Origin of the sequence: Gordonia sp. (in: high G+C Gram-positive bacteria) (assembly GCF_049647785.1) — a bacterium.
Classification (GTDB): Bacteria; Actinomycetota; Actinomycetes; order Mycobacteriales; family Mycobacteriaceae; genus Gordonia.
This window is the reverse complement of the sequence record NZ_JBARYI010000097.1, coordinates 16,057-41,235: the sequence shown is the minus strand read 5'-3', so window position 1 is coordinate 41,235 and position 25,179 is coordinate 16,057. Positions and strand designations below refer to the sequence as shown.

23 protein-coding genes and 2 tRNA genes are annotated in these 25,179 nt (G+C 62.7%); 18 read left to right on the top strand and 7 right to left on the bottom strand.

Annotation, left to right across the window (positions count from 1 at the left end; translation table 11 throughout):
* Positions 1-72: 72 nt before the first annotated feature.
* Positions 73-684, bottom strand: coding sequence for a L,D-transpeptidase family protein (locus WBA38_RS17685; RefSeq protein ID WP_424293350.1), 612 nt, complete (start codon positions 682-684; stop codon positions 73-75).
* Between the two features lie 357 nt (positions 685-1,041).
* Here WBA38_RS17685 and WBA38_RS17680 point away from each other — a divergent pair, with 357 nt between their 5' ends.
* Positions 1,042-1,749, top strand: a complete 708-nt coding sequence (locus WBA38_RS17680) for an adenosylcobinamide amidohydrolase (RefSeq protein WP_424323222.1) — start codon at positions 1,042-1,044, stop codon at positions 1,747-1,749.
* A 59-nt stretch (positions 1,750-1,808) separates the two neighbouring features.
* Here the strand turns inward: WBA38_RS17680 and WBA38_RS17675 are convergent.
* Positions 1,809-1,882 (bottom strand) — tRNA-Gly (locus WBA38_RS17675).
* A 178-nt stretch (positions 1,883-2,060) separates the two neighbouring features.
* Between WBA38_RS17675 and WBA38_RS17670 the strand changes: the two genes are divergently transcribed.
* The 5 genes from WBA38_RS17670 to clpX all read left to right on the top strand — a co-directional run bounded on the left by WBA38_RS17670 (position 2,061) and on the right by clpX (position 6,646).
* A tRNA-Pro gene (locus tag WBA38_RS17670) sits at positions 2,061-2,134 on the top strand.
* Between the two features lie 108 nt (positions 2,135-2,242).
* Entirely contained in the window at positions 2,243-3,604 is a 1,362-nt protein-coding gene (tig, locus tag WBA38_RS17665; RefSeq protein WP_424323221.1) for a trigger factor, read from the top strand.
* A 296-nt stretch (positions 3,605-3,900) separates the two neighbouring features.
* Complete coding sequence (locus WBA38_RS17660) at positions 3,901-4,470, top strand: ATP-dependent Clp protease proteolytic subunit (RefSeq protein WP_424323228.1); 570 nt, start codon at positions 3,901-3,903, stop codon at positions 4,468-4,470.
* 49 nt (positions 4,471-4,519) lie between these two features.
* A complete protein-coding gene (locus WBA38_RS17655; protein ID WP_424297390.1) occupies positions 4,520-5,200 on the top strand; it encodes an ATP-dependent Clp protease proteolytic subunit in 681 nt (226 codons plus the stop codon).
* Positions 5,201-5,359: 159 nt separating this feature from the next.
* Positions 5,360-6,646 carry an ATP-dependent Clp protease ATP-binding subunit ClpX gene (gene clpX / locus WBA38_RS17650; protein WP_424297389.1) on the top strand — a complete coding sequence of 429 codons (1,287 nt, stop codon included), beginning with the start codon at positions 5,360-5,362 and terminating at the stop codon, positions 6,644-6,646.
* 74 nt (positions 6,647-6,720) lie between these two features.
* Here the strand turns inward: clpX and WBA38_RS17645 are convergent, their stop codons facing one another.
* Entirely contained in the window at positions 6,721-7,068 is a 348-nt protein-coding gene (locus tag WBA38_RS17645; protein WP_424297388.1) for a hypothetical protein, read from the bottom strand.
* A 323-nt stretch (positions 7,069-7,391) separates the two neighbouring features.
* Here WBA38_RS17645 and mobA point away from each other — a divergent pair, with 323 nt between their 5' ends.
* The 11 genes from mobA (at position 7,392) to proB (ending at position 21,063) form a co-directional block, all read left to right on the top strand.
* A complete protein-coding gene (mobA, locus tag WBA38_RS17640; RefSeq protein WP_424297386.1) occupies positions 7,392-8,003 on the top strand; it encodes a molybdenum cofactor guanylyltransferase in 612 nt (203 codons plus the stop codon).
* 9 nt (positions 8,004-8,012) lie between these two features.
* Positions 8,013-10,679, top strand: a complete 2,667-nt coding sequence (locus WBA38_RS17635) for a valine--tRNA ligase (RefSeq protein WP_424297384.1) — start codon at positions 8,013-8,015, stop codon at positions 10,677-10,679.
* The gene (gene folC, locus WBA38_RS17630) at positions 10,676-12,082 is read left to right on the top strand and encodes a bifunctional tetrahydrofolate synthase/dihydrofolate synthase (protein WP_424297382.1); all 1,407 of its coding nucleotides are present in this window, start codon (positions 10,676-10,678) and stop codon (positions 12,080-12,082) included. The genes WBA38_RS17635 and folC overlap by 4 nt, the downstream gene beginning before the upstream one ends.
* Positions 12,079-12,468, top strand: coding sequence for a DUF4233 domain-containing protein (locus WBA38_RS17625; RefSeq protein ID WP_424297380.1), 390 nt, complete (start codon positions 12,079-12,081; stop codon positions 12,466-12,468). The genes folC and WBA38_RS17625 overlap by 4 nt, the downstream gene beginning before the upstream one ends.
* A 177-nt stretch (positions 12,469-12,645) precedes the next feature.
* Entirely contained in the window at positions 12,646-13,149 is a 504-nt protein-coding gene (locus WBA38_RS17620) for a hypothetical protein (protein WP_424323220.1), read from the top strand.
* 35 nt (positions 13,150-13,184) lie between these two features.
* Positions 13,185-13,613 (top strand): nucleoside-diphosphate kinase, encoded by a 429-nt coding sequence (ndk, locus tag WBA38_RS17615; protein WP_424297376.1) that lies wholly within the window; start codon positions 13,185-13,187, stop codon positions 13,611-13,613.
* Between the two features lie 356 nt (positions 13,614-13,969).
* On the top strand, positions 13,970-17,419 hold the full coding sequence (locus WBA38_RS17610) for a translation initiation factor IF-2 N-terminal domain-containing protein (protein WP_424323219.1): 3,450 nt from the start codon (positions 13,970-13,972) through the stop codon (positions 17,417-17,419).
* 244 nt (positions 17,420-17,663) lie between these two features.
* Entirely contained in the window at positions 17,664-17,975 is a 312-nt protein-coding gene (gene rplU, locus WBA38_RS17605) for a 50S ribosomal protein L21 (protein WP_424297373.1), read from the top strand.
* Between the two features lie 36 nt (positions 17,976-18,011).
* On the top strand, positions 18,012-18,275 hold the full coding sequence (rpmA, locus tag WBA38_RS17600; RefSeq protein ID WP_424297372.1) for a 50S ribosomal protein L27: 264 nt from the start codon (positions 18,012-18,014) through the stop codon (positions 18,273-18,275).
* A 150-nt stretch (positions 18,276-18,425) separates the two neighbouring features.
* Entirely contained in the window at positions 18,426-19,919 is a 1,494-nt protein-coding gene (gene obgE / locus WBA38_RS17595; protein ID WP_424296460.1) for a GTPase ObgE, read from the top strand.
* Between the two features lie 37 nt (positions 19,920-19,956).
* Complete coding sequence (gene proB, locus WBA38_RS17590; protein WP_424323227.1) at positions 19,957-21,063, top strand: glutamate 5-kinase; 1,107 nt, start codon at positions 19,957-19,959, stop codon at positions 21,061-21,063.
* Between the two features lie 108 nt (positions 21,064-21,171).
* On the opposite strand, the gene WBA38_RS17585 is transcribed toward proB, so the two are convergent.
* The 4 genes from WBA38_RS17585 to WBA38_RS17570 all read right to left on the bottom strand — a co-directional run bounded on the left by WBA38_RS17585 (position 21,172) and on the right by WBA38_RS17570 (position 24,518).
* Complete coding sequence (locus tag WBA38_RS17585) at positions 21,172-21,591, bottom strand: ectoine synthase (protein ID WP_424296457.1); 420 nt, start codon at positions 21,589-21,591, stop codon at positions 21,172-21,174.
* Entirely contained in the window at positions 21,588-22,880 is a 1,293-nt protein-coding gene (gene ectB / locus WBA38_RS17580; RefSeq protein WP_424323218.1) for a diaminobutyrate--2-oxoglutarate transaminase, read from the bottom strand. Before ectB ends, WBA38_RS17585 begins: the two co-directional genes overlap by 4 nt.
* A 44-nt stretch (positions 22,881-22,924) precedes the next feature.
* Positions 22,925-23,473, bottom strand: coding sequence for a diaminobutyrate acetyltransferase (gene ectA, locus WBA38_RS17575; RefSeq protein ID WP_424323217.1), 549 nt, complete (start codon positions 23,471-23,473; stop codon positions 22,925-22,927).
* A 121-nt stretch (positions 23,474-23,594) separates the two neighbouring features.
* Positions 23,595-24,518: a Sir2 family NAD-dependent protein deacetylase gene (locus WBA38_RS17570; RefSeq protein WP_424323216.1), complete on the bottom strand. Its 924-nt coding sequence runs from the start codon at positions 24,516-24,518 to the stop codon at positions 23,595-23,597.
* A gap of 76 nt (positions 24,519-24,594) precedes the next feature.
* Between WBA38_RS17570 and rsmD the strand changes: the two genes are divergently transcribed.
* A complete protein-coding gene (gene rsmD, locus WBA38_RS17565; protein WP_424296449.1) occupies positions 24,595-25,143 on the top strand; it encodes a 16S rRNA (guanine(966)-N(2))-methyltransferase RsmD in 549 nt (182 codons plus the stop codon).
* Positions 25,144-25,179 lie beyond the last annotated feature (36 nt).

Here is a 25,179-nt window from a genome sequence, read left to right as displayed (position 1 = left end):
ACGAAAAAACCAGGCTCGTCCGAAATCATTTCGGACGAGCCTGGTTTGGTAGATCGTGTGGGTCAGCAGCGACTAGTCGCCGGTGTACTGACCGCCAACGGTGCCGCGGACGACAATCGGGGTACCCGAACCGATGGTGTCGTAAACCCACTTGCCGTTCTCGGTGCTGATGTTGATGCAACCGTGGCTTGCGTTCGAGACACCCTGCTGAGCGACCGACCACGGAGCGGCGTGGATGAAGATGCCGTCCCACGACATACGCGTCGCGTACTCGACGTAGGTGCGGTAACCCTCGGGCGAGTCGATCGGGACACCGTACGTGGAACTATCCATGTACATGTCGCGGTACTTCTCCTTGGTGTGGTACACGCCATTGGGAGTCGGGTGCTTGTCAGTGCCCATCGAGATCGGCATCTGCTTGACGAACTTATGGTCCTTCCACCAGTAGATCTGGTGGTCGCCATCAGTTGCGAGCGCAACCCAGCCGGTCGGCGACTTCACGTTCGGCTCGGCCGGGATGGCGGGAGCTTCCGGAGTCGTAGTCTCGGGCTTTGGCTTCTCCTTGGTCTTCGGTGCCGGAGCGTTAGGCACGCCGGGGACCTCGGGGAGCTCTGGGAGCTGGATCGGCGGGAGGCCGGGAACGACCGTGACTGGTGCCGCGTTAGCGACTGCCGGGGCCCCCATCGCCAGTGCTGCTGCACTGGCCGCCACAGCAATGACTCGAGCGGTCCGGCTTGCCCGGTTGCTCGAGGACTTGGTGGAAAACACGTGGTCTCTACCTTCGTTTGTGGTCATGAAAAAGGCGCCACCCCCGTGGACGCTCCGGATCATCGTTACACAACCGTTGCCGACTCGCCAATAGCACACGGCCGATACCTGTGAATAATCTAAGTGAAAGTGCAGGTCAAAACGGCACAATTGGGTCTAGGTGGAGTTCGTCACGGATTGCCCGATGTGACTGGTGGGGCCTATGTGATTGCGGTGACGGCGCGAAACTGCTGTCGGCCGTCTGACGGGAGTCGATTAGCCTCGGAACCTGCCATGAGTATCGAACTGCAACTACACCGCGACGTCACTGCCGACAGTGCACCGGAGCGGGCATTGACGACCGCGACCTGGGAGATCGGACCAGGTTGGCGCGGTATTTCCTCAGCGATGCTGGGTGGTGGAATCGGCCCAATCGGCTGGGTGATCAACGCGCAGGTGCCGGGCGACTACTCCCGGACCGACCCCGTCGAGCACCTTGGGGAACTCGCTGACCAGCACGGAATGCGTGGGCGCGGCGTCGGTATGTTGACCGCGGCCCCGGTCGCCAACAGCTTTCAGGCCACTGACAGCGGGGTGTCGGCATCAGCGACAGTTGGCTTGCGCGTCCCCACGTGGGCTGCCGCGGCAGCGGAGGTGCCGGATCCCGAACTCGCGCCCATGGTCTTGCCCGACGAGCCAGCGAAAGCTCCCTACCGTCCGGGCACCATCAACATCACAGTGCAAGTACCGGTCGCGTTAACCGACGCGGCACTTGTCAATGCGGTCATCACGGTGACCGAAGCGAAAACTCAGGCGCTCCTTGAGGCGGGCTATCCCGCCACCGGCACAGCGTCGGACGCCGTGGTGATCGTGGTGCCGGAGGTGGGGGAGCCGGAAGTGTTCGCCGGCCCGCGATCGCAGTGGGGTTCTGCCGTCGCCCGTGCGGTGCACGCGGTGGTCTTGGCGGGCGCTCACGACTACACCAGGCAGCTTGCCGACTAACAAATAAAGTTTTCCAAACAAAAGTCGCGGCAGCGTCTTTCGACGATGCCGCGACCTGGTGGAGCGGGTGACGGGAATCGAACCCGCGTAGCTAGTTTGGAAGACTAGGGCTCTACCATTGAGCTACACCCGCGTTGCGTTTACAGCCCCAAATTTCTAGCGGAGCTGAGCGCGTGCAGAACATTACCGAGCGATGCCGGGAATCACAAAATGCGGTGCCGGAATCACCCTGAAGGGGCCCGGGTTCGCGGAAACGTGGGGCAAGGCCGTACTATCTCCATTTGGCCGTGCCGGAACTTTTTCACGGCCACCGGGATGTGGCGCAGCTTGGTAGCGCATCCGCTTTGGGAGCGGAGGGTCGCAGGTTCAAATCCTGTCATCCCGACGAAATCGTCGCGGCCCGACGAAAGCGCGTCGGCGCGTGGCTTGAAGTTAAAGCCGCGACTGGCAGCAACGAAAACGACAGCACGATCGACTAAGGAGTACCAACACCGTGAAGAGCACCGTCGAGCAGCTGAGCCCGACCCGCGTCAAGTTGAACGTCGAGGTTCCGTTCGAGGAACTCTCCGGTGATTTTGACCGCGCATACGCCTCGCTTGCCCAGCAGATCCGTATCCCCGGCTTCCGCCCGGGTAAGGCACCGGCCAAGCTCATCGAAGCTCGCGTTGGTCGCCAGTCGGTTCTCGAGCAGGTCGTCAACGACGCGCTGCCCAACAAGTACTCCGAGGCCATTGCCGAAGCCGACTTGAAGGCCATCAGCCAGCCCGAGATCGACGTTGCCGAGTTGGTCTACGGTGACCCGGTCCGCTTCACCGCTGAGGTCGACGTCCGCCCCGAGATCACTCTCCCGGCCGCAGACAGCATCGCCGTTGAGGTTGATCCGCTTGAGATCACTGACGCTGACGTGGAAACCGAACTCGACAACCTGCGCGCACGCTTCGGCACCCTCGCCGGTGTTGAACGTGGCGTCACCAACGGCGACTTCGTGTCCCTCGACCTGTCGGCCACCGTCGACGGCGCGGACGTCGAGGACGCCAAGACCGAAGGCCTGTCACACGAGGTCGGCTCCGACACCCTGATCGAGGGCCTGGACGCCGCACTCGAAGGCGTCAAGGCTGGCGATTCGGCCACCTTCACCTCGACCCTCGTCGCTGGCGAATTCGCAGGCAAGGACGCCGAGATCACCGCCAAGGTGAACTCGGTGAAGGTGCGCGAGCTGCCGGAACTCGACGATGACTTCGCTCAGCTGGCTTCGGAGTTCGACACCATCGACGAACTCCGTGAGAACCTCCGCGGACAGGTCGCAGAGTCGAAGAAGTACGAGCAGGCCGGCTCGATCCGCGACGCCGTCGTTGATCAGCTCCTCGAGACCGTCGAGTTCCCGCTTCCCGAGGCTGTTGTGGAGCAGGAAATTGAAGCAACGCAGCACGAGTTGGTGCACGCACTCGGCCACGACGATGCACAGGTCGATCGCTTCCTCGAGGCGCAGGGCAAGACCCGCGACGAGTGGAACGCCGAAAGCCGCGTCGACGCGGAAAAGTCGGTCCGCACCCAGCTGCTGCTTGACGCCCTCGCCGATGCCTCGAGCGTTGAGGTGGGCCAGGACGAGCTGATGAACCAGATCCTCATGCAGTCGCAGCGTTACGGTGTTGCACCGCAGGAGTTCATCCAACAGTTGCAGAACGCCAACCAGATCGGTGCCCTGTACGCCGACGTGCGTCGCAACAAGGCGCTCGCCGAGCTGATCTCGGGTGTCAAGGTCACCGATACCAACGGTGAAGCCATCGACACCAAGGCCTTCTTTGCCCCGGCCGCAGACGAGAGCGACGACAACGCCGAGGGCGACGACGCGTAGTTTTATTACTCCGCAAGGAGTGAGGGCCACAGCCGGGACGAGCAATCGTCCCGGCTGTCGTCGTCTAATCCCGTGCGTCACACCCGACCTGCAACGGGGCTGACAACTGTTCCGCTGTAAGCGAATAAGGGGTGTCGGCGGAACATCTGCGGCCTGAAAATTGATTAACCTCGGTGACAGCATCTTCGTCGGACAGGCATCACGATGCCTGTCGCACCAGCCAACCGGCCGATGAAGAGAATCGCACCGCTAGAGAAGATAGGGACAACTCAGTGAGCAATCTGTACACGCCCTCGATGAGCTCGGGCGTCTCCGGCCTGAACCTGACCGATTCGGTTTTCGAGCGTCTCCTGCGCGAGCGCATCATCTTCCTCGGAACTCAGGTGGACGACGATATCGCCAACCGCCTGTGCGCCCAGATTTTGCTGCTCGCAGCCGAGGACCCCACAAAGGACATCAGCCTCTACATCAACTCGCCGGGTGGCAGCGTCACCGCGGGCATGGCGATCTTCGACACGATGCAACTTGCGCCGTGCGACGTCGCGACCTATGCCATGGGCATGGCCGCCTCGATGGGACAGTTCCTGCTCGCAGCAGGGGCCAAGGGTAAGCGTCACGCGCTGCCTCACGCCCGCATCATGATGCACCAGCCGTCCGCTGGCATCGGTGGTACGGCCGCCGACATTGCGATCCAGGCCGAGCAGTTCGCGGCAACGAAGCGCGAAATGAACCGTCTGAACGCTGAATTCACCGGCCAGCCGCTCGAGAAGATCGAAGCCGACGCCGACCGCGACAACTGGTTCACTGCTGAAGAGGCCAAGGAATACGGCTTCGTCGACCACGTCGTGACCACGGCGAGCGCCTGACCGCGACCGCGTCCATCGATCACCTCATCTCACCGGTTACGGAGACCTCATGACTAACTCGCTTCCCGCCGACGTTCGCGCGGGCATCTCGGATGCGGCCCTGGCAATGAAGAGCATTCAGGCCCGCTATATCCTCCCCAGCTTCATCGAGAACACCCCCAACGGCCAGCGCCAGTACGACCCGTACGCCAAGCTGTTCGAAGAGCGCATCGTGTTCGTCGGCACCCCGATTGACCAGACCGTTGCTAACGACGTCATGGCGCAGTTGCTGGTCTTGGAAAGCCAGGACCCGGACCGCGACATCACCATGTACATCAACTCACCCGGCGGCAGCGTTCCCGACATGCTCGCCATCTACGACACGATGCAGTACGTCCACTGCGACGTCGTGACTGTCTGCCTGGGTGAGGCAGCATCGGCCGCGGCGATCCTGCTGGCCGGCGGCACCCCGGGCAAGCGTGCGGCGCTCCCGAACGCCACCATCCTGATTCACCAGCCGCGTACCGGCGGTGCCTACCAGGGGCAGGTCTCGGATCTGGAAATCCAGGCCGCTGAGATTGAGCGCATCCGCAAGCGCCTCGACGAGATCCTCGCCGGGCATACCGGCCAGGATCCCGCAAAAATCCGCAAGGACACCGATCGCGACAACATCCTCACTGCCGATCAGGCAAAGGAATACGGGATCATCGACGAGGTCTTCGAATACCGCAAGAAGTCGGGCCGCAGCTAACTCTGCGACGCAGGCCAACGTGTGCGACACGCCGGAGGAATACCGGCTGTCGCCGCGTTGGCCACCTAATCTCCAACGACTGCCGCATTTCGGCTCGTCGAAGACCAGGCGCGCGGGTACCGTCAAGGTAGATCGCAGATAGGAAGTAGGTGCGGCCAAATGGCGCGAATGGGAGACGGTGGTGACCTCCTGAAGTGCTCTTTCTGCGGTAAGAGCCAAAAACAGGTCAAGAAGCTCATCGCCGGTCCAGGTGTGTACATCTGTGACGAGTGCATCGACCTCTGCAACGAGATCATCGAAGAGGAACTCGCCGAGACCAGCGATGTGAAGCTCGACGAGCTGCCAAAGCCTGCTGAGATTCGGGAGTTCCTCGACAACTACGTCGTCGGTCAGGACTCGGCAAAGAAGACACTCGCCGTCGCCGTCTACAACCATTACAAGCGCATCCAGGCGGGTGAGAAGAAGAGCGACAAGCGGTCGCCGGGTGGCGAGTCCATCGAGTTGTCGAAGTCGAACATCTTGATGCTCGGGCCCACCGGTTGCGGTAAGACGTACCTGGCGCAGACCCTCGCCAAGATGCTGAACGTTCCGTTTGCCATCGCTGATGCGACGGCGCTGACTGAAGCCGGGTATGTCGGTGAGGATGTCGAGAACATTCTGTTGAAGCTGATCCAGGCAGCGGACTACGACGTTAAGCGTGCTGAGACCGGCATCATCTACATCGATGAGGTCGACAAGATCGCCCGCAAGAGCGAGAACCCGTCGATTACCCGCGACGTGTCGGGCGAGGGCGTGCAGCAGGCACTGCTGAAGATCTTGGAAGGCACGCAGGCGAGTGTGCCGCCGCAAGGCGGACGCAAGCACCCGCACCAGGAATTCCTACAGATCGATACAACGAACGTCCTGTTCATCGTCGCTGGGGCTTTCGCTGGTTTGGAGAAGGTCGTAGACGAGCGAATTGGTAAGCGCGGCATCGGTTTCGGCAACGACGTGGTCAGCAAGGACAAGGTTGATACGGCTGATCACTTCGCCGAGGTGATGCCCGAGGATCTGATCAAGTTCGGTCTGATCCCCGAGTTCATTGGCCGCCTACCGGTTATTGCCTCGGTCGCGAACCTCGACAAGGAAGCCTTGGTTTCGATCTTGTCGGAACCCAAGAATGCGCTCGTCAAGCAGTACGTGCGACTTTTCGACATGGACGACGTCGAGTTGGAGTTCACGCAAGACGCGCTGGAGGCGGTTGCCGATCAGGCCATCCACCGGGGGACCGGTGCCCGCGGTCTGCGCGCCATCATGGAGGAAGTGCTCCTGCCCGTCATGTACGACATCCCCAGCCGCGACGATGTCGCCAAGGTGGTCGTGACCGGCGAGACGGTCCGTGACAATGTTCTGCCGACAATCGTGCCGCGGTCCGAAGACGACGGACCTCGCGAGAAGTCCGCGTAGCAACAGAGTTCAGTCCCCGAGTACCGCGTACGCGGCACTCGGGGACTTTTGTTTGCTCGACGGAACGGGCGGACTTAGCAGGTACCCGGATATGCGGGTTCAACAACGACGGTTTCGGCTTTGCCCTGGAAAATCACGGTCGGAACCTTCAACTGAAGGGGTGCCGCCGACCGCTTCTTCAAGTAGGTCACCAGGTCGTTCATATCCGCGTTGGGGTTCAAGGAGCCTTGGAGGGGAATGTTGCCCAGTTGCTGTGCCACGGAGGCAAGGCAACCGCTGCGCGCCGCCTTGAGCAGCGGGGTTGACTGGGGCGTCACATAGTCTTGGGCGACAAACGACGGGTCCGCAGCTTCGGCGCCAAGCAAAATTGCCGGATAGAACGCCAGCGCCGGGGCCATGGCGGGGTCTCCAGATTGGAGCATCGGAACCATTGGTGCGAGATCGCTGCCGGGCGCAATCGAGATGGCACCCTTTAAGTTGAGGTCCGGTCCTTCTCAGCGTCGGTTTCTTATCGTCGTTGTCGTCTTTGTAGGCATCGAATTTATAGGCATCGAACCTCCGCAAATTGGGGCCAGTTGGGCACAGGACGTACCGATGGGATGCATCTCACCTTCAGTGCTATCGCACGGGTAGGAGGGGAGATGCCTGAAATCCCGAACAGTGGGCACTGATAAACCCGATGCAACTTGCCGATCGGTCCGAGCGATTTGACCCCACGACCAGAAGTCTTTGCCACACTGGGCTCATGACTAGCACGGGCGATGTAAAACTGGCCGGAATCATCCTCGCGGGCGGGCGTTCTCGCCGAATGGGGCAAGACAAAGCAGCCTTGGAATGGGATGGGGGACCGATGCTTTCGAAGATCGCCTGGGCCATCAGCGCCCGTTGCGAACCGGTCCTGGTGGCCGCACCCCTGACATCTCAGGCCTACGTCGACCTCAATGAGGAAACCGATCTGGAGTGGGTCACTACGGAGAAGGCGGGGAGCGGCCCGCTCGGCGGACTCGTAGCCGCATTGACTGTTGCGCGCGAACGGGGTGCGGACGCTGCCTTCGTGTGCGCCACCGACATGCCTCTGGTCGATACCGGACTGATCGACGAACTGGTTGGTGGGCTCACCGAATCGTCCGACGCGGTGGTTGCCTACGATGCCGGGCGCGACCATCCGATGGCCGCGATCTACCGCACGCGGGTCGTCGACCAACTTGCCGATCTTGTCGAGGGCGGCGAACTGAGAATGGTCGCCGCGCTAGAAGCCCTGGTCACGAGGCGTGTTGGTGTTTCGGATCCGGAATGGTTGGCCAATGTGGACGCTCCCGAGGACCTGCACCGCCTGCGCATCTCGAGAGTTTCCTAAGATTAAGGGGTGACGAACCCCGAGCAGAGCAATGCACTCCCTAAGTCGTGGGACCCGGCCGACCACGAATCGGACCTGTACCAGACCTGGGTAGACGCCGGATACTTTACGGCCGATGCCACCAGCGACAAGCCCGGCTACTCGATTGTGCTGCCGCCGCCCAACGTAACGGGCTCCCTCCATATGGGGCACGCACTCGACCACACCCTCATGGACACCCTGACCCGCCGCAAGCGGATGCAGGGCTACGAAGTCCTGTGGCTGCCTGGAATGGACCATGCGGGCATCGCGACGCAGACCATTGTCGAGAAGCAACTCGTGGCGGAGGGGACCAGCAGGCACGAGCTCGGTCGCGAGGAGTTTATTGACCGCGTCTGGAAGTGGAAGGCTGAGTCCGGCGGAACCATCGCTGGACAGATGCGCCGCCTCGGCGACGGGGTCGACTGGAGCCGCGACCGGTTCACGATGGATGAGGGACTCTCGCGCGCCGTCCACACCATCTTTAAGCAGATGTTCGATGACGGCCTCATCTACCGTGCCGAACGACTCGTCAACTGGTCGCCAGCCCAGCAGACAGCGATCTCCGATATCGAGGTCAAGTACGCCGACGTCGACGGCGAACTCGTCTCGTTCCGCTACGGCTCCATGGACGACGACCAGCCGCATATCGTCGTTGCGACGACCCGTATGGAGACGATGCTGGGTGACACGGCTATTGCCGTCCACCCCGACGACGAGCGCTACCGAGACCTCATCGGCGTCGAGCTTGACCACCCGTTCGTCGACCGCAAGATTCCGGTGATTGCCGACGACTATGTCGACCCGGAGTTTGGGTCGGGCGCGGTCAAGATCACCCCGGCTCACGACCCCAACGACTTCGCGATCGGCCAACGGCACAATCTGCCGATGATCACGATCATGGACCGGACTGCCACGATCGAGGGCACCGGAACGACGTTCGATGGTCTCGACCGATTCGCCGCTCGCGTTGCCGTCCGCGAAGCACTGGCCGAACAGGGCCGCATCGTGAAGGAGATCCGTCCGTACGTGCACAGCGTCGGACACTCCGAGCGCGCAGGTGAACCGATTGAGCCGCGACTGTCGATGCAGTGGTGGGTCAATGTTGAATCCCTCGCCAAGGCTGCGGGCGATGCCGTTCGCGACGGTGACACGGTGATTCACCCGAAGAGCCAGGAGCCGCGTTGGTTCGACTGGGTCGACAACATGCACGACTGGACGATTTCCCGTCAGCTGTGGTGGGGTCACCGAATCCCGATTTGGTATGGCCCGAACGGCGAAGTGGAATGCTTCGGCCCGGACGAGACGGCGCCGGCTGGCTGGGAACAAGATCCCGACGTACTGGACACCTGGTTCTCGTCGGGTCTGTGGCCCTTCTCGACCATGGGCTGGCCCGAGCAGACCGACGACCTGGCGAAGTTCTATCCGACGTCGGTCCTGGTCACGGGCTACGACATCCTGTTCTTCTGGGTGGCCCGCATGATGATGTTCGGCACCTATGTCGGCAAGCTCGACCTTGGGGGATTCGGCACTCGACCCGACGGCGGTGCGAAGGTGCCGTTCTCCGACGTCTTCCTGCACGGACTGGTGCGCGACGAGCACGGCAGCAAGATGAGCAAGTCGAAGGGCAACGGTATCGATCCGCTTGATTGGGTTGACCGCTTCGGTGCCGATGCGCTGCGATTCACCCTGGCCCGCGGCGCCAACCCGGGCAGCGATATTTCGGTCGGCGAATCACACGCGCAATCGTCCCGCAACTTCGCCACCAAGCTGTTTAACGCCACCAAGTTCGCGATGATGAACGGGGCGCAGGTCGGCGACTTGCCGGCCGCCGACGCGCTCACCATCGCTGATCGTTGGATCATCGGTCGCCTCAACGAGGTGTTGGCCGACGTCGACTCGGGCTTTGAACGTTACGAGTTTTCGAAGTCGTGCGAGGCGCTGTTCCACTTCGCGTGGGACGAGGTCTGCGACTGGTACTTGGAATTGGCAAAGGTGCAGTTTGCCGAAGGCGGCGCGCGCGCCGAGGCGACGACCCTGGTGCTCGGCAATGTGCTCGACCAGTTGCTCCGCGCCCTGCACCCGGTGATGCCATTTGTCACCGAAGTCCTGTGGAAGGCGCTGACCGGCGGCGAGTCGGTGGTTATCGCCGCGTGGCCCACGGGAACCGGAACTGGCTCCGACACCGACGCCGCACAGCGGATCGACGACCTGCAGAAGCTGATCACCGAGGTCCGACGCTTCCGCAGCGACCAGGGCCTCAAGCCCGGTCAACGGGTCGCGGCCACCGTCGAGGGGCTCGACGAGGCTGGCCTGGCCGATCTACGTCCGCAATTGGACTCGCTCGCGAAGTTGGAGGCCGCCGGAGACGACTTCTCGGCGACCGCGACCGTCGAGGTGCGACTGTCGACCGGTACCGCGACCGTCGCGATCGACACCTCGGGCACCGTCGACCTGGAGGCCGAACGCAAGCGTGCGGCGAAGGATCTTGCTGCCGCGGAGAAGGAGTTGGCGGGGACCACCGCCAAGCTCGGCAACGAGCAGTTCCTGTCGAAGGCACCGGACAACGTTGTTGACAAGATCAAGGCTCGACAGGCTCTCGCTGAGGCAGATATCGCCCGACTGACCGCCAAGCTCGCCGAACTGGGTGCCCAGTGACCCATTCGCCGGACGCGGCCGCCGACTACGCCGAGCTGCAGGCCCTGGAAACCGAACTCGATACGCGGTGGCCGGAGACCAAGATCGAGCCGTCCCTGTCGCGCATTAGCGCGTTGATGGAACTGCTCGGGAACCCACAGCACGCCTACCCGACGATTCACGTCGCGGGAACCAACGGCAAGACCTCGGTCACCCGCATGATCGATTCACTGCTGCGGGCATTTCACCGTCGTACCGGTCGGGTCACCAGCCCCCACCTGCAGATGGTGACCGAACGCATTGGGATCGACGGTGCGCCGATTTCGCCGCGCACCTACATCGACACCTACCGCGACATCGAGCCTTACGTGACGATGGTTGACGATTCGTCGACCGCCGATGGGGGCCCGCGGATGAGTAAGTTCGAGGTGCTCACCGCGATCGCTTACGCGGCTTTCGCCGAGGCACCCGTTGAGGTGGCGGTCATCGAAACCGGCATGGGTGGTCGATGGGATGCGACCAACGTGATCAATTCGCAGGTTGCCGTCATCACGCCGATTGCGATGGATCACGCCGACTACCTGGGCGATACCCTCGCCGCGATCGCAGCGGAGAAGGCGGGCATCATCAAGCCGGGCCCCGAGGATGCGATCATCCCGATGGATCCGATCACCGTCATTGCACCGCAGACCCCCGAAGTAACCGACGTCCTGATGCGAGCGTCGGTGGAGGCGGGAACGATAGTGGCGCGGCAGGATTCGGAATTCGCGGTGCTCGAGTCCGCGACCGCCGTTGGCGGACAACTGTTGCGCATCCAGGGGCTGGGCGGTGTATACGACGAGGTGTTCCTACCGCTCCACGGTGCACATCAGGCCCAGAACGCCGCACTTGCGCTCGCCGCCGTCGAGGCGTTCTTCGGTGCCGGTGCCGACCGTCAGCTCGATGTCGACGCGGTCCGCGAAGGATTCGCCACGGTCGAGAGCCCGGGCCGATTGGAGCGCGTTCGCAGCGCCCCCACGGTCTTCCTCGATGCCGCGCACAATCCGCATGGGGCCGAGGCGCTCGCCAAGGCTCTGGTGTCCGAATTTGATTTCCGCAGGCTCATCGGCGTGATCGGTGTCCTCGGAGACAAAGATGCGCGCGGCTTGTTGACGGCGTTGGAGCCGGTCCTCGACACCGTCGTCCTAACCAACAATGGATCGCCGCGCGCACTCGATACCGATGCGCTCGCCGACATCGCGAACGACGTATTCGGCGAAGACCGCGTCGTCGTGGAACCTTTCCTACCCGATGCCGTCGATGCGGCGATCGCGCTGGCCGAAGAAGACGAACAGGGTTCAGTCTCCGGCGCGGGCGTCGTTGTCACCGGTTCCGTCGTCACCGCGGGTGCAGCCCGCACCCTGTTCGGCAAGGAGCCGTCATGACAGAGCAGTTCACCGCGCCCGCAACCGACCCGTGGAAGGGCTTCCGCGGCGTGATGGCTGGCACCTTGATCCTGGAAGTGATCGTGGTGGCACTGGCCTTCCCCGTGGTTGCCCGCCTCGCTGGTGGCGTGACCTGGGCGTCGGGCCTGTACCTCGGAATCGTGACGCTGATCTTGCTGCTGCTCTCGGGCCGACAGGGTAAGCCGCGCGCACTAGAGATCAACCTGGTGATGCAGGTGTTTGTGATTGCCGGCGGACTCATACACTGGTCGATCGCCGTCGTTGGCGTGGTGTTTTTGTGCGTGTGGCTGTACATCGCTTACATCAAGCGTGATGTGGCGAAACGGATCGAGCAGGGGCGACTGCCCGGACAACAACCACTCTGAGCTGTGACGATGTGACCCATTCTGTGTTTTCGGTTACACTCGCTGATCGGTGGGTGGAACCTTGGGAACTTCATCCGATCGGCGCACTTGCGGGGGTTCGTGGACGCCAGATCGGGTAGCCCATTCGAAATCAGAAGTAGGCGGAGGAACGCACAGGTGTTGTCGAGTTTGGGTCGATTGAGTGTTTCCGTCGCCACGGTCGCTGCGGCAGTTGCGACCGTCGTGGTGCTTGCCGCACCGGTGGCTTCAGCAGACTCCCCGACGCATCCCCGTCCGAACGATCCCGCGGCTTCGCAGTCGCAGGCGCCGCACGCACAGCCCTCCAAGTCCAATGCGCAGCCCTCCAAGTCAAATGCCCCCAAGGCGACGGAGACCGACCCGGACGCTGCCGAGGCGAGTTTCCCCATGCCGGTGCAGCCCGGTGCGCTGGGCTACTTGGCGACACGGTCGGCGACCCTGTGGTTGCACCAACGCGGTGCCGTCAACGTCATCGCCAACCTCCCGGTGCCGGGGGCCTACGCCAAGTCGAATAAGTACATGGCGAAAGAGCTCGACCGTCAGCTGACCGCGGCGGTCAAGACGCCGGGCGCCTGCCTGCAGATCATCGTCAGTGGCGGCGATGGTGGGGGACTGTTCAACTACGGCTTCTTCGCAATCGAAAAGCAGTACTGCCCCAAGTAGTGCACCGGTGACCGACGGTCGCTACAGTGTCGTGCGTGACTGAACAGACTCTCGTCCTCATCAAGCCCGACGGCGTCCAGCGCGGCCTGGTCGGCGAAGTACTCGCCCGAATCGAGCGTAAGGGCCTCACACTCGCGGCGTTGGAACTGCGCACGGTGACCACCGAGGTGGCCAGCGAACACTATGCCGAGCATGCCGAGCGGCCCTTCTACGGTTCCCTCCTCGACTTCATCACTTCCGGACCGTTGGTTGCGGCTGTCGTCGAAGGCCCGCGCGCGATTTCGGCATTCCGTCAGCTTGCCGGTGGCACCGATCCGGTCGAGAAGGCTACGCCCGGCACTATCCGTGGCGACTTTGCGTTGGAAACCCAGTTCAATATCGTTCACGGTTCCGACTCGCCCGAGTCCGCTGCTCGTGAAATCGGTCTCTGGTTCCCCGAGCTCAACATCTCAGAAACCCTCTGAACTCTGCTTTAACGATCGCTAACATCTGATCGACCTCAGACAACGCGGCGCGCGAGAGGCATTTCGGCACTCGTGTGTGGGCTATGGCCCGTGATGTGGGATACTTGCCTAGTCGTCGGCACCACGCTTTGGCGTCGACGATCGACGCACAGCCAGATAGAGGTACCCGGTTCCGTCAGATCCCCACAGGGATCCGGCTGCGGCCCGAGGCCTGCGTCGAGCAAGGCGTCTTGACGACGCAAAGACCACATAACACCCGGTCAATCCGGCCGGCACACATTGCAATAAGGCCCTCGCGTGGCCGCGTTGTCTCGCTTTCACAGTGACTACGCGCCCGGGGGTCTTGAGGAGACCACGTGACCGATAACGGGTCGCCGACTGATGCCACTTCGGCGGATCAGTCAGCGGAGAAATTTCCCCTACGACTCCGTGTGCATGCACTTGCGCGCGCGCTGGAACTGACCAGCAAACAGGTACTTGAGCACCTGCAAGACATGGGCGTGACGGCACGCACCGCACAGTCGTCGATCTCGCGATCGGATGCCGAGGCCGTCGAACGCCGCGTCAGCGGTGCTACCGAGGCTCCTAAGGACGAGCCTGCATCGGCTCCGGCCGATACCGCGCAGGCCGGTTCGTCACTGTTCTCCGCTGTTGAGACCCCACAACCGGTTGCTGCCCCTCGTCAAGAGTCCGCAGCACCGCTATTCCTCCCGCCAAGTGCGGTTGAGGCTCCGTCGAGCGTCGAAACCCCGGCCGCTGCGGGCGAGGTCGCTGAACCAGCTAAGACAGGGCCAGCCAAGACGGGATCCGGCAAGGCAGGGTCAGACAAGGCAGGGTCAGACAAAGCAGGGGCAGACAAGGCAGGGACTGCCGAAGCCGAGGCGAGCCAGCCCGAGAGCGCCCCGTCCGATGCCAGCGACGGTGATACCGAGCAAGCACCGGCCCAGCGACGCCAGCGTCGCCCAGCAAAGAAGACCGCAGGCAAAGCGAAGGTCGCCGAGGCCAGCAGCGACGATGCCGAGACTGCGGAGACACCCGCCAAGGTCGACGCAGAAGATGCCAGCGCAGAGCAGGCAGACGTTCCGGCTGAATCGGGCGACACCGAATCGGCTGACGACCAAGAGCAGCGTTCAGACGAAGGCGAGAGCCGCTCGCGGCGTCGTCGACGTGGCCGCCGAGGCCGCGGTCGTGGACGTGGCGATCAGGGTTCCGAGGGCGACGACAACGGCGATGAGCCGAGCACCGACAGCGACTCGAGCGATAACGCTGACGCCTCCGCAGACGAGACCGGCGACACCGACAAAGCCGCCGACAACGCGAACCAGACAGCGAACGAGACTGCTACGGACGCCGACGCAACGGACGCTGGCGCCGCCGAAGGCGACGAGAGTGCCGCCAGTGGCGACTCCGATGCTGGCGACACCGACGATGATGCCTCCGGCCCGTCGAGCAAGCGTCGACGTCGTCGCCGCCGTCGTCGCAGCGGCAGCGACAGCGACACCGAAGACATCTCCGCGAGCGATGACCCACCGAACACCGTGGTCCACGAGCGTGAGCCTCGCACTAAGCGCGTCCGCGACGAAGTGCAGGGCATCTCCGGTTCCACACGTCTGGAAGCCAAGCGTCAGCGCCGTCGCGACGGTCGTGACGCTGGCCGTCGCCGTCCGCCAATCCTGACCGAGTCAGAGTTCCTGGCGCGACGGGAATCCGTTGAGCGAGTCATGGTGGTGCGCGAGCGAGCCGCCAACAGTTCGATCACCTCCGACCCTGCACATCCCGGTCACACCGAGGACTACACCCAGATTGCCGTGCTCGAAGACGGCGTCCTGGTGGAGCATTTCGTCACGACCGAGACTTCGCAGTCGATGGTCGGAAACATCTATCTGGGCCGCGTCCAGAACGTGCTGCCCGGCATGGAAGCCGCCTTCGTCGACATTGGTCGCGGACGCAACGGCGTCCTCTACGCCGGCGAAGTGAATTGGGAAGCCGCAGGCCTCGACGGTGGCTCGCGCAAGATTGAGCAGGCACTCAAGCCCGGCGATCAGGTCCTCGTCCAGGTCAGTAAAGATCCGATCGGACACAAGGGTGCACGCCTGACGACCCAAATCTCGCTGGCTGGCCGCTACCTGGTGTACGTGCCCGGCGGCACGTCGACCGGTATTAGCCGTAAGCTGCCCGACACTGAGCGCAAACGACTCAAGCAGATTCTCGCCAAACTCGTTCCCGAGAAGGCTGGCGTGATCATTCGCACCGCCTCCGAGGGCGTCAGTGCCGAGGAACTCGGTGCCGACATCGAGCGGCTGGAAGCTCAGTGGCAGGGGATTGAAGCCGCGGCCGCCGAGCACAAGGAAAAGGCCGCAGGCACCACCAAGGCTCTCTACGAGGAGCCCGACCTGCTGGTCCGCGTAGTGCGCGACATCTTCAACGAAGACTTCCGCAAGCTCGTCGTCGAAGGCGACCGAGCCTGGTCGCAGGTCTCCGGCTACGTCAACGACGTTGCCCCGGACCTTGCTGAGCGACTCCAAGAGTTCCAAAAGGATCATGCCGATGCGCCTGACTCGTTCACGGTGCACCGGATCGACGAGCAACTCGCCAAGGCACTCGACCGGAAGGTGTGGCTCCCTTCGGGTGGCACGCTGATTATCGAGCACACCGAAGCGATGACCGTCGTCGACGTCAACACCGGCAAGTTCACCGGTGCCGGCGGCAACCTCGAAGAGACCGTTACCCGGAACAACCTCGAAGCGGCCGAAGAGATCGTTCGCCAGATGCGCCTGCGCGACATCGGCGGCATGATCATCGTCGACTTCATCGACATGGTCTTGGAGTCGAACCGGGACTTGGTGCTACGACGACTCACCGAAGCTTTGGCTCGCGACCGCACACGCCATCAGGTGTCGGAGGTGACTTCGCTGGGCCTGGTCCAGATGACGCGCAAGCGTCTCGGTACCGGTCTGCTCGAGGCCTTCTCGACCACATGCACCACGTGCTCCGGTCGCGGCGTGATTGTGCACGCCAACCCGGTTGAAGTTCGTCCGGCCGAGGACGGCAGCCGCGGTGGCAACAACGATGCAAACTCACGTCGGTCGCGTCGCTCGCGTCGGCGCGGGGGAGAGTCGGGAACCGACTCGCATTCGACTGACGATTCGCAGTCGCCAGATGAGAGCCACGTCGAGCAGAAGGCGCCGCACAAGCCGGCCGCCGAGCATCCGATGTTCCGCGCCATGGCGCACGACGAACACGAGGCGCACAGCCACGCTGCCGACTCGGACGACAAACTCGAGTCGACCACCAACGTCGACGCCAGTGCAGAGTCGGCAACCGAGACGGCCAGCAGCGAGGAGACCACCGACAACGGTGGTCGCAGCGAGCAGCAGCGCGGCGGCCGTAACCGAAACCGGTCGCGTGGACGCAACGGTGGTGACAGGCAGCGCGGGGACAGCCAGCGCGGTGAAGCCGACCGTGGCGACACTGTGCGTTCCGAGCGCAAGGGTTCTGCCGTTGAGGCACCCGCAACGGCAGTCTCGGAGCCTGCTGCGGTCCAGCCCCCCGCGGAGTCGAAGCACGTGGCGGAGTCGAAGCCGGTAGCGGACGCACCAACCGGAGCGGTCGTGACACGGCGTCGTCGTGCGGTTCGCCGCGCAGCGGCACCAACCACCGCAGCCGAGCCGGTCGAGACAGTGGTTTCACAGACCCCGGTCACGACCTTCGCTAAACAAGCCAGTGAACCGGTCGTGGAGGTGAAACGGTCACCACGGCGTCGGAGCGGACGTCGAGCGGCCGGTCCGCCCCCCGCCAACGAGTGACCAATGTCGGTGACATTGGTCTCACGAAAGCTTCTCGGCGCGCATCGAGCGCGCTGAGTTTGACCTGACCAGGCGCGATCCCGTAGCCTTGGCAGGTCGCCTTCCGCAGGCGCGTAGCTTGCTGCGCGCAGCGGCGGAAGGGGTTACCGACCCTCGAGGGTCGGAACCAACACACACCAATTACGCCGGGTGAGCAGGCCTGACCTGTGGACTCCGGCCCGAAGACGAGTTAAGAGGACGCGGGATGGCAACGTACGCAATCGTCAAGACCGGCGGTAAGCAGTACAAGGTCGCCGAAGGTGACACTGTAAAGGTCGAGAAGATTGACGGCGAGCTCGGCAGCACTGTGCAGCTGCCGGTGGCACTGGTCGTCGATGGTGCAAATATCACCACCGACGCCGACAAGCTGGCTGCTATCTCGGTCACCGGCGAGGTCGTCGAGCACGTCAAGGGCCCGAAGATTCGGATCCACAAGTTCAAGAACAAGACCGGCTACCACAAGCGCCAGGGCCACCGTCAGAAGCTGACGGTGCTCAAGGTCACCGGTATCAAGTAGAACTTTTTAGCCCGAACTTCTCAGGAGGACAGTCAGATGGCACATAAGAAGGGTGCATCGAGCTCGCGCAACGGTCGCGATTCAAATGCCCAACGACTCGGCGTCAAGCGCTTCGGCGGCCAGACCGTCAATGCTGGCGAAATCTTGATCCGTCAGCGCGGCACCAAGTTCCACCCCGGCGTCGGCGTGGGTCGCGGCAAGGACGACACCCTGTTCGCCCTCGAGGCTGGCGCGGTTAAGTTCGACGTGAAGCGCGGACGCAAGACCGTGAACATCGTCCCGGAGCCAGTCGCAGTCTGACCTGCGAATCCGGGGAACTAAAGCTCTTCTGACAGGGCGGGCAGGGTCACTAGACACCCTGACCCGCCCTGTCTGCATATCCAGATCCGGCCTCACCGGATCCGCCAGTCGGAGACTCCTTCGGCCGGTGCTTTCGAGGAAGGCGAGAATATGTCACGCTTCGTCGACCGCGTGAAGATCGACGTGGTGGCCGGCAACGGCGGCCACGGTTGTAGCTCCGTGCACTCAGAGAAGTTCAAGCCACTGGGTGGTCCTGACGGAGGTAACGGCGGTCGCGGCGGAGACGTGCGACTCGTCGTTGACCCGCAGGTTCACACCCTCCTGGATTTCCACTTCCGGCCCCATGCCCGCGCCACCAACGGCACCCCCGGCCAGGGTGGAAACCGCAGCGGTGCAACCGGCCAAGACCTCGTCCTTCGGGTGCCCGAGGGCACAGTCGTGTTCAATTCCGACGGCGAAGTGATTGCCGACCTCGTCGGTGAGGGAACCGAGTTCGTCGCAGCAAAGGGTGGTCGCGGAGGACTCGGCAATGCCGCGCTGGCTTCGCGCGCCCGCAAGGCCCCTGGGTTTGCGCTGCTCGGTGAACTGGGGGACGAGCGAGAACTGATCCTGGAACTGAAGTCTGTCGCTGACGTCGGTCTCGTCGGATTCCCCTCGGCCGGAAAATCCTCGCTGGTGTCGGTGCTGTCCGCCGCCAAGCCCAAGATCGCCGACTATCCGTTTACCACGCTCGCCCCGAACCTGGGTGTCGTGACCGCTGGCGCGGAAGTATTCACCGTTGCCGACGTGCCCGGACTCATTCCCGGAGCCTCCGAGGGGCGCGGCCTCGGACTCGATTTTCTCCGCCACCTGGAACGGTGTGCCGTGTTGGCGCATGTCGTCGACTGCGCCACCTTGGAACCGGGCCGCGATCCACTCTCCGACATCGACGCACTCGAAGCCGAGCTCGCGGCGTACAAGCCTGCGCTCGACGAAGACCACTCGCTCGGCGATCTCGCCGATCGGCCGCGCATCGTAATCCTCAACAAGATCGACGTGCCCGAGGCCGCTGAACTCGCTGACCTCGTCGAACCCGACATCGCCGAACGCGGCTGGCCCGTCTACCGGATCTCGGCCGTCGCTCACAAGGGACTCTCGGAGCTGACGTACGCGCTCGCCGAGATGGTCCGCAAGTACCGCGCCGAAGCTGAAGCGCAGAAACCGGTCGACGTCCGCCCGATCGTGCGACCAAAGGCCATCGATCGCACCGAATTCACCATTGTCCGCAACCCGGACATTGAAGGCGGCTTTATCGTCCGCGGCGAGCGACCCGAACGATGGGTGCGCCAGACGCCGTTCGAGAACGACGAAGCGGTCGGTTACCTCGCTGACCGACTGAACCGGCTCGGCGTAGAGGCTGCACTCGTCAAGCACGGGGCACAGCCCGGTGCCTCGGTGACCATCGGGGCCATCAGCTTCGATTGGGAGCCGAGCGCAGATATGGTTGACGTGCCGCTGACCGGACGCGGCACCGACGTGCGTCTGGAGCGCAACGACCGCGTTGGCGCCGCGGAGCGCAAGATTGCCCGCAAGCTGCGTCGCGAGTCTACTGGCGACACAGAACTCGGCTGGGGAGACGAAGAGTTCGACGAAGATGACGAATGATCTTTCAGTTGCCGACGGCAATACTGCCGTGAAGTCGATGCGGGAGACCATCGGATCGGCGCGCAGTATCGTCGTCAAGATTGGCTCGTCGGCGCTGACCGACATCGAGAACGGTATTGATCTCAAGCGGCTCGACTTGCTGGTCGACGCGCTCGAAGCTCGCATGAAGGCCGGATCAGATGTGATGGTCGTGTCGTCGGGTGCCGTCGGTGCGGGTATTGCGCCACTTGGTCTTAAGAAGCGACCCCGCGACCTGGCGACGAAGCAGGCCGCCGCGAGTGTGGGACAGTTGGCGCTGGCCCACGCATGGGGGACGTCGTTCGCTCGATACGGCAGGGTAGTTGGCCAGGTGCTGCTCACCGCCGACGACATCTCAAACCGAGCGCATCACGCCAACGCTCAGCGGACCCTCGATCGATTGCGGGCATTACACGCAGTAGCGGTAATTAACGAGAACGATACGGTCGCGACCACCGAACTCCGGTTTGGTGACAATGATCGACTTGCCGCGCTCGTCTCACACCTGGTGCATGCCGATGCGCTGATTTTGCTGTCGGACGTCGACGGCCTCTACAACGGCGACCCGCGTAAACCGGGTCCTGACGGTACTCCCGCGCGACTGATCGAGCAGGTAGACGGTCCAGAAGATCTCGATGGCGTGATTGCCGGGACCGGCGGATCCCTCGGGACCGGAGGCATGGCGTCGAAGTTGGCTGCCGCTCGTCTCGCCGCGGACTCTGGCGTCCCGGTGCTGCTCGCCGCCGCGTCCGAGGCTGCCGCCGCACTGGGTGATGCATCAGTGGGTACGGTGTTTGCCCCTCGGCCCACGCGCCTGTCCGCCCGAAAATTCTGGGTCCGGCATGCTGCCGAATCCCACGGCCAACTAGTGCTCGACGACGGTGCTATCGCTGCGGTTTGCGGACGACGACGGTCGTTGCTGCCTGCTGGCATCGTGTCGGCGACCGGCGACTTCTCCGACGGTGATGTCGTCGAGATTGTTGACCGCGACGGCAACGTCCGCGGCCGGGGTGTGACGTCGTACGACGCGGAGGATGTCGCGAAGATGATTGGTCGCTCGACGGCCGATCTGCCACAAGAACTGCAGCGTCCGGTTATTCACGCTGACGACCTGGTGCCAGCATAACTTGGGCAAAAAGAAGCGTTAGGTGTCGCTGGATCGCGTTGGATGTCGGTAACAGCCGACACCGAACGCGATCTGGCGACACCTAACGCAACAGATCAGCGCCAGCGCTTAGGCGCGGTGCCTGCCCGCGGAAACGGGAACCGCAACGAGCGGGTAGACGCCGTTTTCGTCGTGCACTTCGGTGCCGACAACCGGGGGATTGAAGACGCAAAGCATGCGCATCTGCTCGTCGACCACCACGGTGTGGCGTTCGTGGCCGTCCAACAGGTACATGCTGCCAGCCGAGAGCTGATGAATTTCGCCGGTCTCCCGATTGAGCAGGCTGCCACGACCTTCCACGAGCCAAACGGCTTCTACGTGGTTGGCGTAGTGAAATTCATTGACCGAACCGGCTGCGATCGTCGTCTCATGGAATGAGAAACCGACTCCGTCTCCGCCGAGCACGATCCGCTTGGAGACCCAGTTGCCTTTGGGGTCACGGACTTCTCGGTCGGTGCCAGTAATTTCTTGAGTGGTACGGACAATCACGCGCTTGTCTCCTGGAAATGTTCGTTGAATGCTTGGTCGACTGACTCGCTCAGGATCGCCAACCCGTGAGCCAAGTCTTCACTGGTCGTCGTGAGTGGCGGAAGTAGCTTGACGACTTCGGAATTCGGTCCGGAAGTCTCGGCCAGCAGGCCCTTGCTGAAGGCAATCGCGCAGGCCCGGCCAGCCAGTTCGGCCTTCTCGAAGACCAGGCCCTGAACCATGCCGCGACCTCGATGCGAGAGACCTTCGTGACGCTGGCACAACTCGTCGAAGCTCTCGGCGATCTCGATGCCCTTCGCCTTGACCTGCACCGACAGGGCGTCGTCGGACCAGTACTTGTTGATCGCCGCGGTCGCCGTCACAAACGACGGATTGTTGCCGCGGAACGTTCCGTTGTGCTCACCCGGCTCCCAAACGTCGAGGTCGGGACGAATCAAAGTCAGCGCCATCGGCAGCCCGTAGCCGCCAATCGACTTCGACAGTGTCACGATGTCGGGAACGATGCCGGCCTCTTCGAATGAGAAGAAGTCGCCGGTGCGGCCACATCCCATCTGGACGTCGTCGACGATCAGGAGAATCTCTTTGCGCTTGCAGAGGTCGGCGAGGCCTCGGAGCCATTCCGGACGAGCCACATTGACGCCGCCCTCGCCTTGCACGGTTTCGACAATCACAGCGGCCGGCCGATTGAAGCCGGAACCGGAATCGTCAAGGACGCGCTCAAACCACGCGAAGTCTTCGACGCTTCCGTCGAAGTAGCCGTCGAAAGGCATCGGCGTGGTGTGAACCAACGGGACGCCAGCACCGTTGCGCTTCATGGCGTTACCGGTGACGGCGAGCGAACCCAGCGTCATTCCGTGAAAGGCGTTCGTGAAGTTGATGATTGCCTCGCGGCCGGTAACTTTACGTGCCAGCTTCAGTGCAGATTCGACGGCGTTTGTGCCGGTAGGGCCGGGAAACTGGATTTTGTAGTCAAGTCCGCGCGGAGCAAGGATCTTGGTGGCGAAAGTTTCGAGGAATTCACCTTTGGCGCACGTGGACATATCGAGACCGTGAGTAATTCCATCACGCACGATGTACTCGACGAGAGCGTTCTTCAGCACAGGATCGTTATGGCCGTAATTTAACGCTCCGGCACCGGCGAAAAAGTCGAGATAACGATTACCGTCAACGTCGGTAAGCCAGGACCCGACAGCCGTATCGAATACGGCTGGCCAGTCGCGGCAGTAGGAACGGACCTGAGATTCGTGCTGGGTAAAAGTGCGATCGTCCAGGGTAGTTTCGATGCTCATATTTAGGAGAATTTCCTTGTGTGAGATGTCCGGCGACCAGCTTTTTAGTCGGCCGGAGTCAGCAGATACAGATCTTCAGGCTGGTGCGAGGCAGACTCGCGCAAGCCGTCATCGCTGACGTTGGGGAACAGCTCTGCCGCAAAGAACGGCTGGTGTGAAAAATTTAGGCCAAGAGCCCGGGCAACGCCTGCGAACAGTCGTTGTGATGCTTCGTTATCTGGGCTGATCGTGGTGTTGATGGCGGTCACGCCCGCCTGGGTGCCGCGGTGGAATAGCTCGCAGAGCATCCGCTTCGCGATCTGCTTGCCGCGATGGGCGTCGTCGACCGCCACCTGCCACACCATCAACGACGCTGGGTCCGCGGGCCGACGGTATCCAGTGACAAAACCAATCGGCACACCATCGACTTCGGCGACGATTGACGTCTCGGAGAACTCTTGCGACCAAAGAATATAGGAATATGGTGAATTCACATCGAGCACTCGTGAATCGCGGGCAATCTCCCATATTCGTTGTCCATCACTGGCCTGCGGCCGCCGAAAGACGACTGCGGTTTTGGAAAAATCTTCCTGCGGGAAATCAATTGGCTTCATGACGTGAACGAGGTTATCGACCAATCAGATGAAAGTCACCGTAGATCCAAAACTGGTCCGCAATAGCCCCGGCTTTGACCAGTACAGCACTAATGTGAGACTTGCGTCACAGTGCGGCTCGTTAGGCGAGCGCGGCGCTGTTCGCGATGTTCGTCTCGTATGTCTGGCTTAACAGCACGGCTACCGCCGAGAGGACCACTTCGCAGCGGTGGTCAATCTTTAAGGTGGCGAGGTCGTCGCCGCGAGTGTTGCCGCGATTGACGATGATGATCGGCTTGCCCGTTGTCGCAGCATGTCGGACAAAGCGCAAGCCCGACATCACGGTGAGGGATGACCCCGCGACGACCAGGGCGTCGGTAGCGTCGACCAGGGCAAAAGCTTCGTCGACGACATCCTTGCGGACCGTCTCGCCGAAGTAGACGATGTCGGGCTTCAAGATGCCGCCGCAGTGGGGGCAGTCGATCATCACGAAGTTACCGATGTCGTCGAGCGCGGCATCGGCATCGGGGGCAACCTCGATCGCACCGCGAGACGCCATCTGTTCGGCATAGCCCGGATTAACCGCTTCGAGTTCGTCGGCGAGGCGATGGCGTGACATTTGGGTTTGGCAATTGAGGCAGCGGACCCGTCCGTACGAGCCATGCAGGTCGACAACTGGCGATGATCCCGCCTTCATGTGCAACATGTCGACGTTCTGAGTGATGACGCCAGCGGCGATCCCGTCGGACTGGAGATCCCGCAAAGCGAAGTGCGCAGCATTTGGGAGGGCAGCGTCCATGAACCGCCAGCCGACGTGATTGCGCGCCCAGTAGCGACGGCGACTCTCGGCGGAGGCCATGAACGCATCGATCGTCATGGGGCGTCGCGAAGGTGAGTCTGGGCTCCGGTAGTCGGGGATACCTGACGGGGTCGACAGGCCGGCGCCGGTCAGGGCCACGATTCTTCGGCCTGCAATGATCTCGGCGAACTGCTCCGCACGCTGTTTCGGATCCGGGTCGGCGGTCGTCGCCGGTGCGGGAGTCCAGGCGGTGGTGCGAGTTCGCATGCGACCACGCTACTGGCTTCGCCGGGACTGTGCTGCCCTGAAAGCGCATGCGCCATGCACTACGCTGGTTGGGAATATGACCAGAATTATTGCCGGTGAATTCCGTGGCCGCCGGCTCGCCGTTCCAGCCGACACCACGCGTCCCACCTCCGACCGCGTGCGCGAAGCACTGTTCTCCATGCTTGGTTCGCGCATGGACTTGGCGGACCTCCGGGTCCTCGATCTGTTTGCGGGTACCGGGGCGCTTGGCATCGAAGCTGTCTCGCGCGGGGCCGCCTCGGCGGTCCTCGTTGAAGCCGACCGTCGCGCCGCTGGGATCCTTCGCGACAACGTGTCCGTGTGCGGGGCTGCCTCGCGCATACGCATTGTGAACCGGAGCGTGGAATCTTTTGTGGGTGCACCGGCTGGTCCTTTCGACCTTGTCTTCATCGATCCGCCCTACGAGGTGTCCGACGACGAAGTCGACGGGATTGTCGCCAATGTTGCGGCAGCGTTGGCTCCGGAGGGATGGATCGTCGTGGAGCGTGGCCGCCGAAGTCGGGAAGTCGCGTGGCCGGACGGGTTGGAATTGGTGACGAGTAAGCAGTACGGCGACACGACCGTGTGGGTCGGCAACCGCATTTAGTGGGGCCGCGCGAATACTCGCGTAGATTCACCAGAC

Bases quoted from the DNA above. Each gene is read 5' to 3' on its own strand.
- mobA (WP_424297386.1), top strand. From the start codon at position 7,392: ATGACTAGCACGGGCGATGTAAAACTGGCCGGAATCATCCTCGCGGGC.
- WBA38_RS17685 (WP_424293350.1), bottom strand. From the start codon at position 684: ATGGGGGCCCCGGCAGTCGCTAACGCGGCACCAGTCACGGTCGTTCCC.
- ectA (WP_424323217.1), bottom strand. From the start codon at position 23,473: ATGAAGCCAATTGATTTCCCGCAGGAAGATTTTTCCAAAACCGCAGTC.
- rsmD (WP_424296449.1), top strand. From the start codon at position 24,595: ATGACCAGAATTATTGCCGGTGAATTCCGTGGCCGCCGGCTCGCCGTT.
- ectB (WP_424323218.1), bottom strand. From the start codon at position 22,880: ATGAGCATCGAAACTACCCTGGACGATCGCACTTTTACCCAGCACGAA.
- WBA38_RS17655 (WP_424297390.1), top strand. From the start codon at position 4,520: ATGACTAACTCGCTTCCCGCCGACGTTCGCGCGGGCATCTCGGATGCG.
- rpmA (WP_424297372.1), top strand. From the start codon at position 18,012: ATGGCACATAAGAAGGGTGCATCGAGCTCGCGCAACGGTCGCGATTCA.
- rplU (WP_424297373.1), top strand. From the start codon at position 17,664: ATGGCAACGTACGCAATCGTCAAGACCGGCGGTAAGCAGTACAAGGTC.
- WBA38_RS17660 (WP_424323228.1), top strand. From the start codon at position 3,901: ATGAGCTCGGGCGTCTCCGGCCTGAACCTGACCGATTCGGTTTTCGAG.
- clpX (WP_424297389.1), top strand. From the start codon at position 5,360: ATGGCGCGAATGGGAGACGGTGGTGACCTCCTGAAGTGCTCTTTCTGC.
- obgE (WP_424296460.1), top strand. From the start codon at position 18,426: ATGTCACGCTTCGTCGACCGCGTGAAGATCGACGTGGTGGCCGGCAAC.
- WBA38_RS17625 (WP_424297380.1), top strand. From the start codon at position 12,079: ATGACAGAGCAGTTCACCGCGCCCGCAACCGACCCGTGGAAGGGCTTC.
- WBA38_RS17570 (WP_424323216.1), bottom strand. From the start codon at position 24,518: ATGCGAACTCGCACCACCGCCTGGACTCCCGCACCGGCGACGACCGCC.
- proB (WP_424323227.1), top strand. From the start codon at position 19,957: ATGCGGGAGACCATCGGATCGGCGCGCAGTATCGTCGTCAAGATTGGC.
- WBA38_RS17645 (WP_424297388.1), bottom strand. From the start codon at position 7,068: ATGCTCCAATCTGGAGACCCCGCCATGGCCCCGGCGCTGGCGTTCTAT.
- WBA38_RS17680 (WP_424323222.1), top strand. From the start codon at position 1,042: ATGAGTATCGAACTGCAACTACACCGCGACGTCACTGCCGACAGTGCA.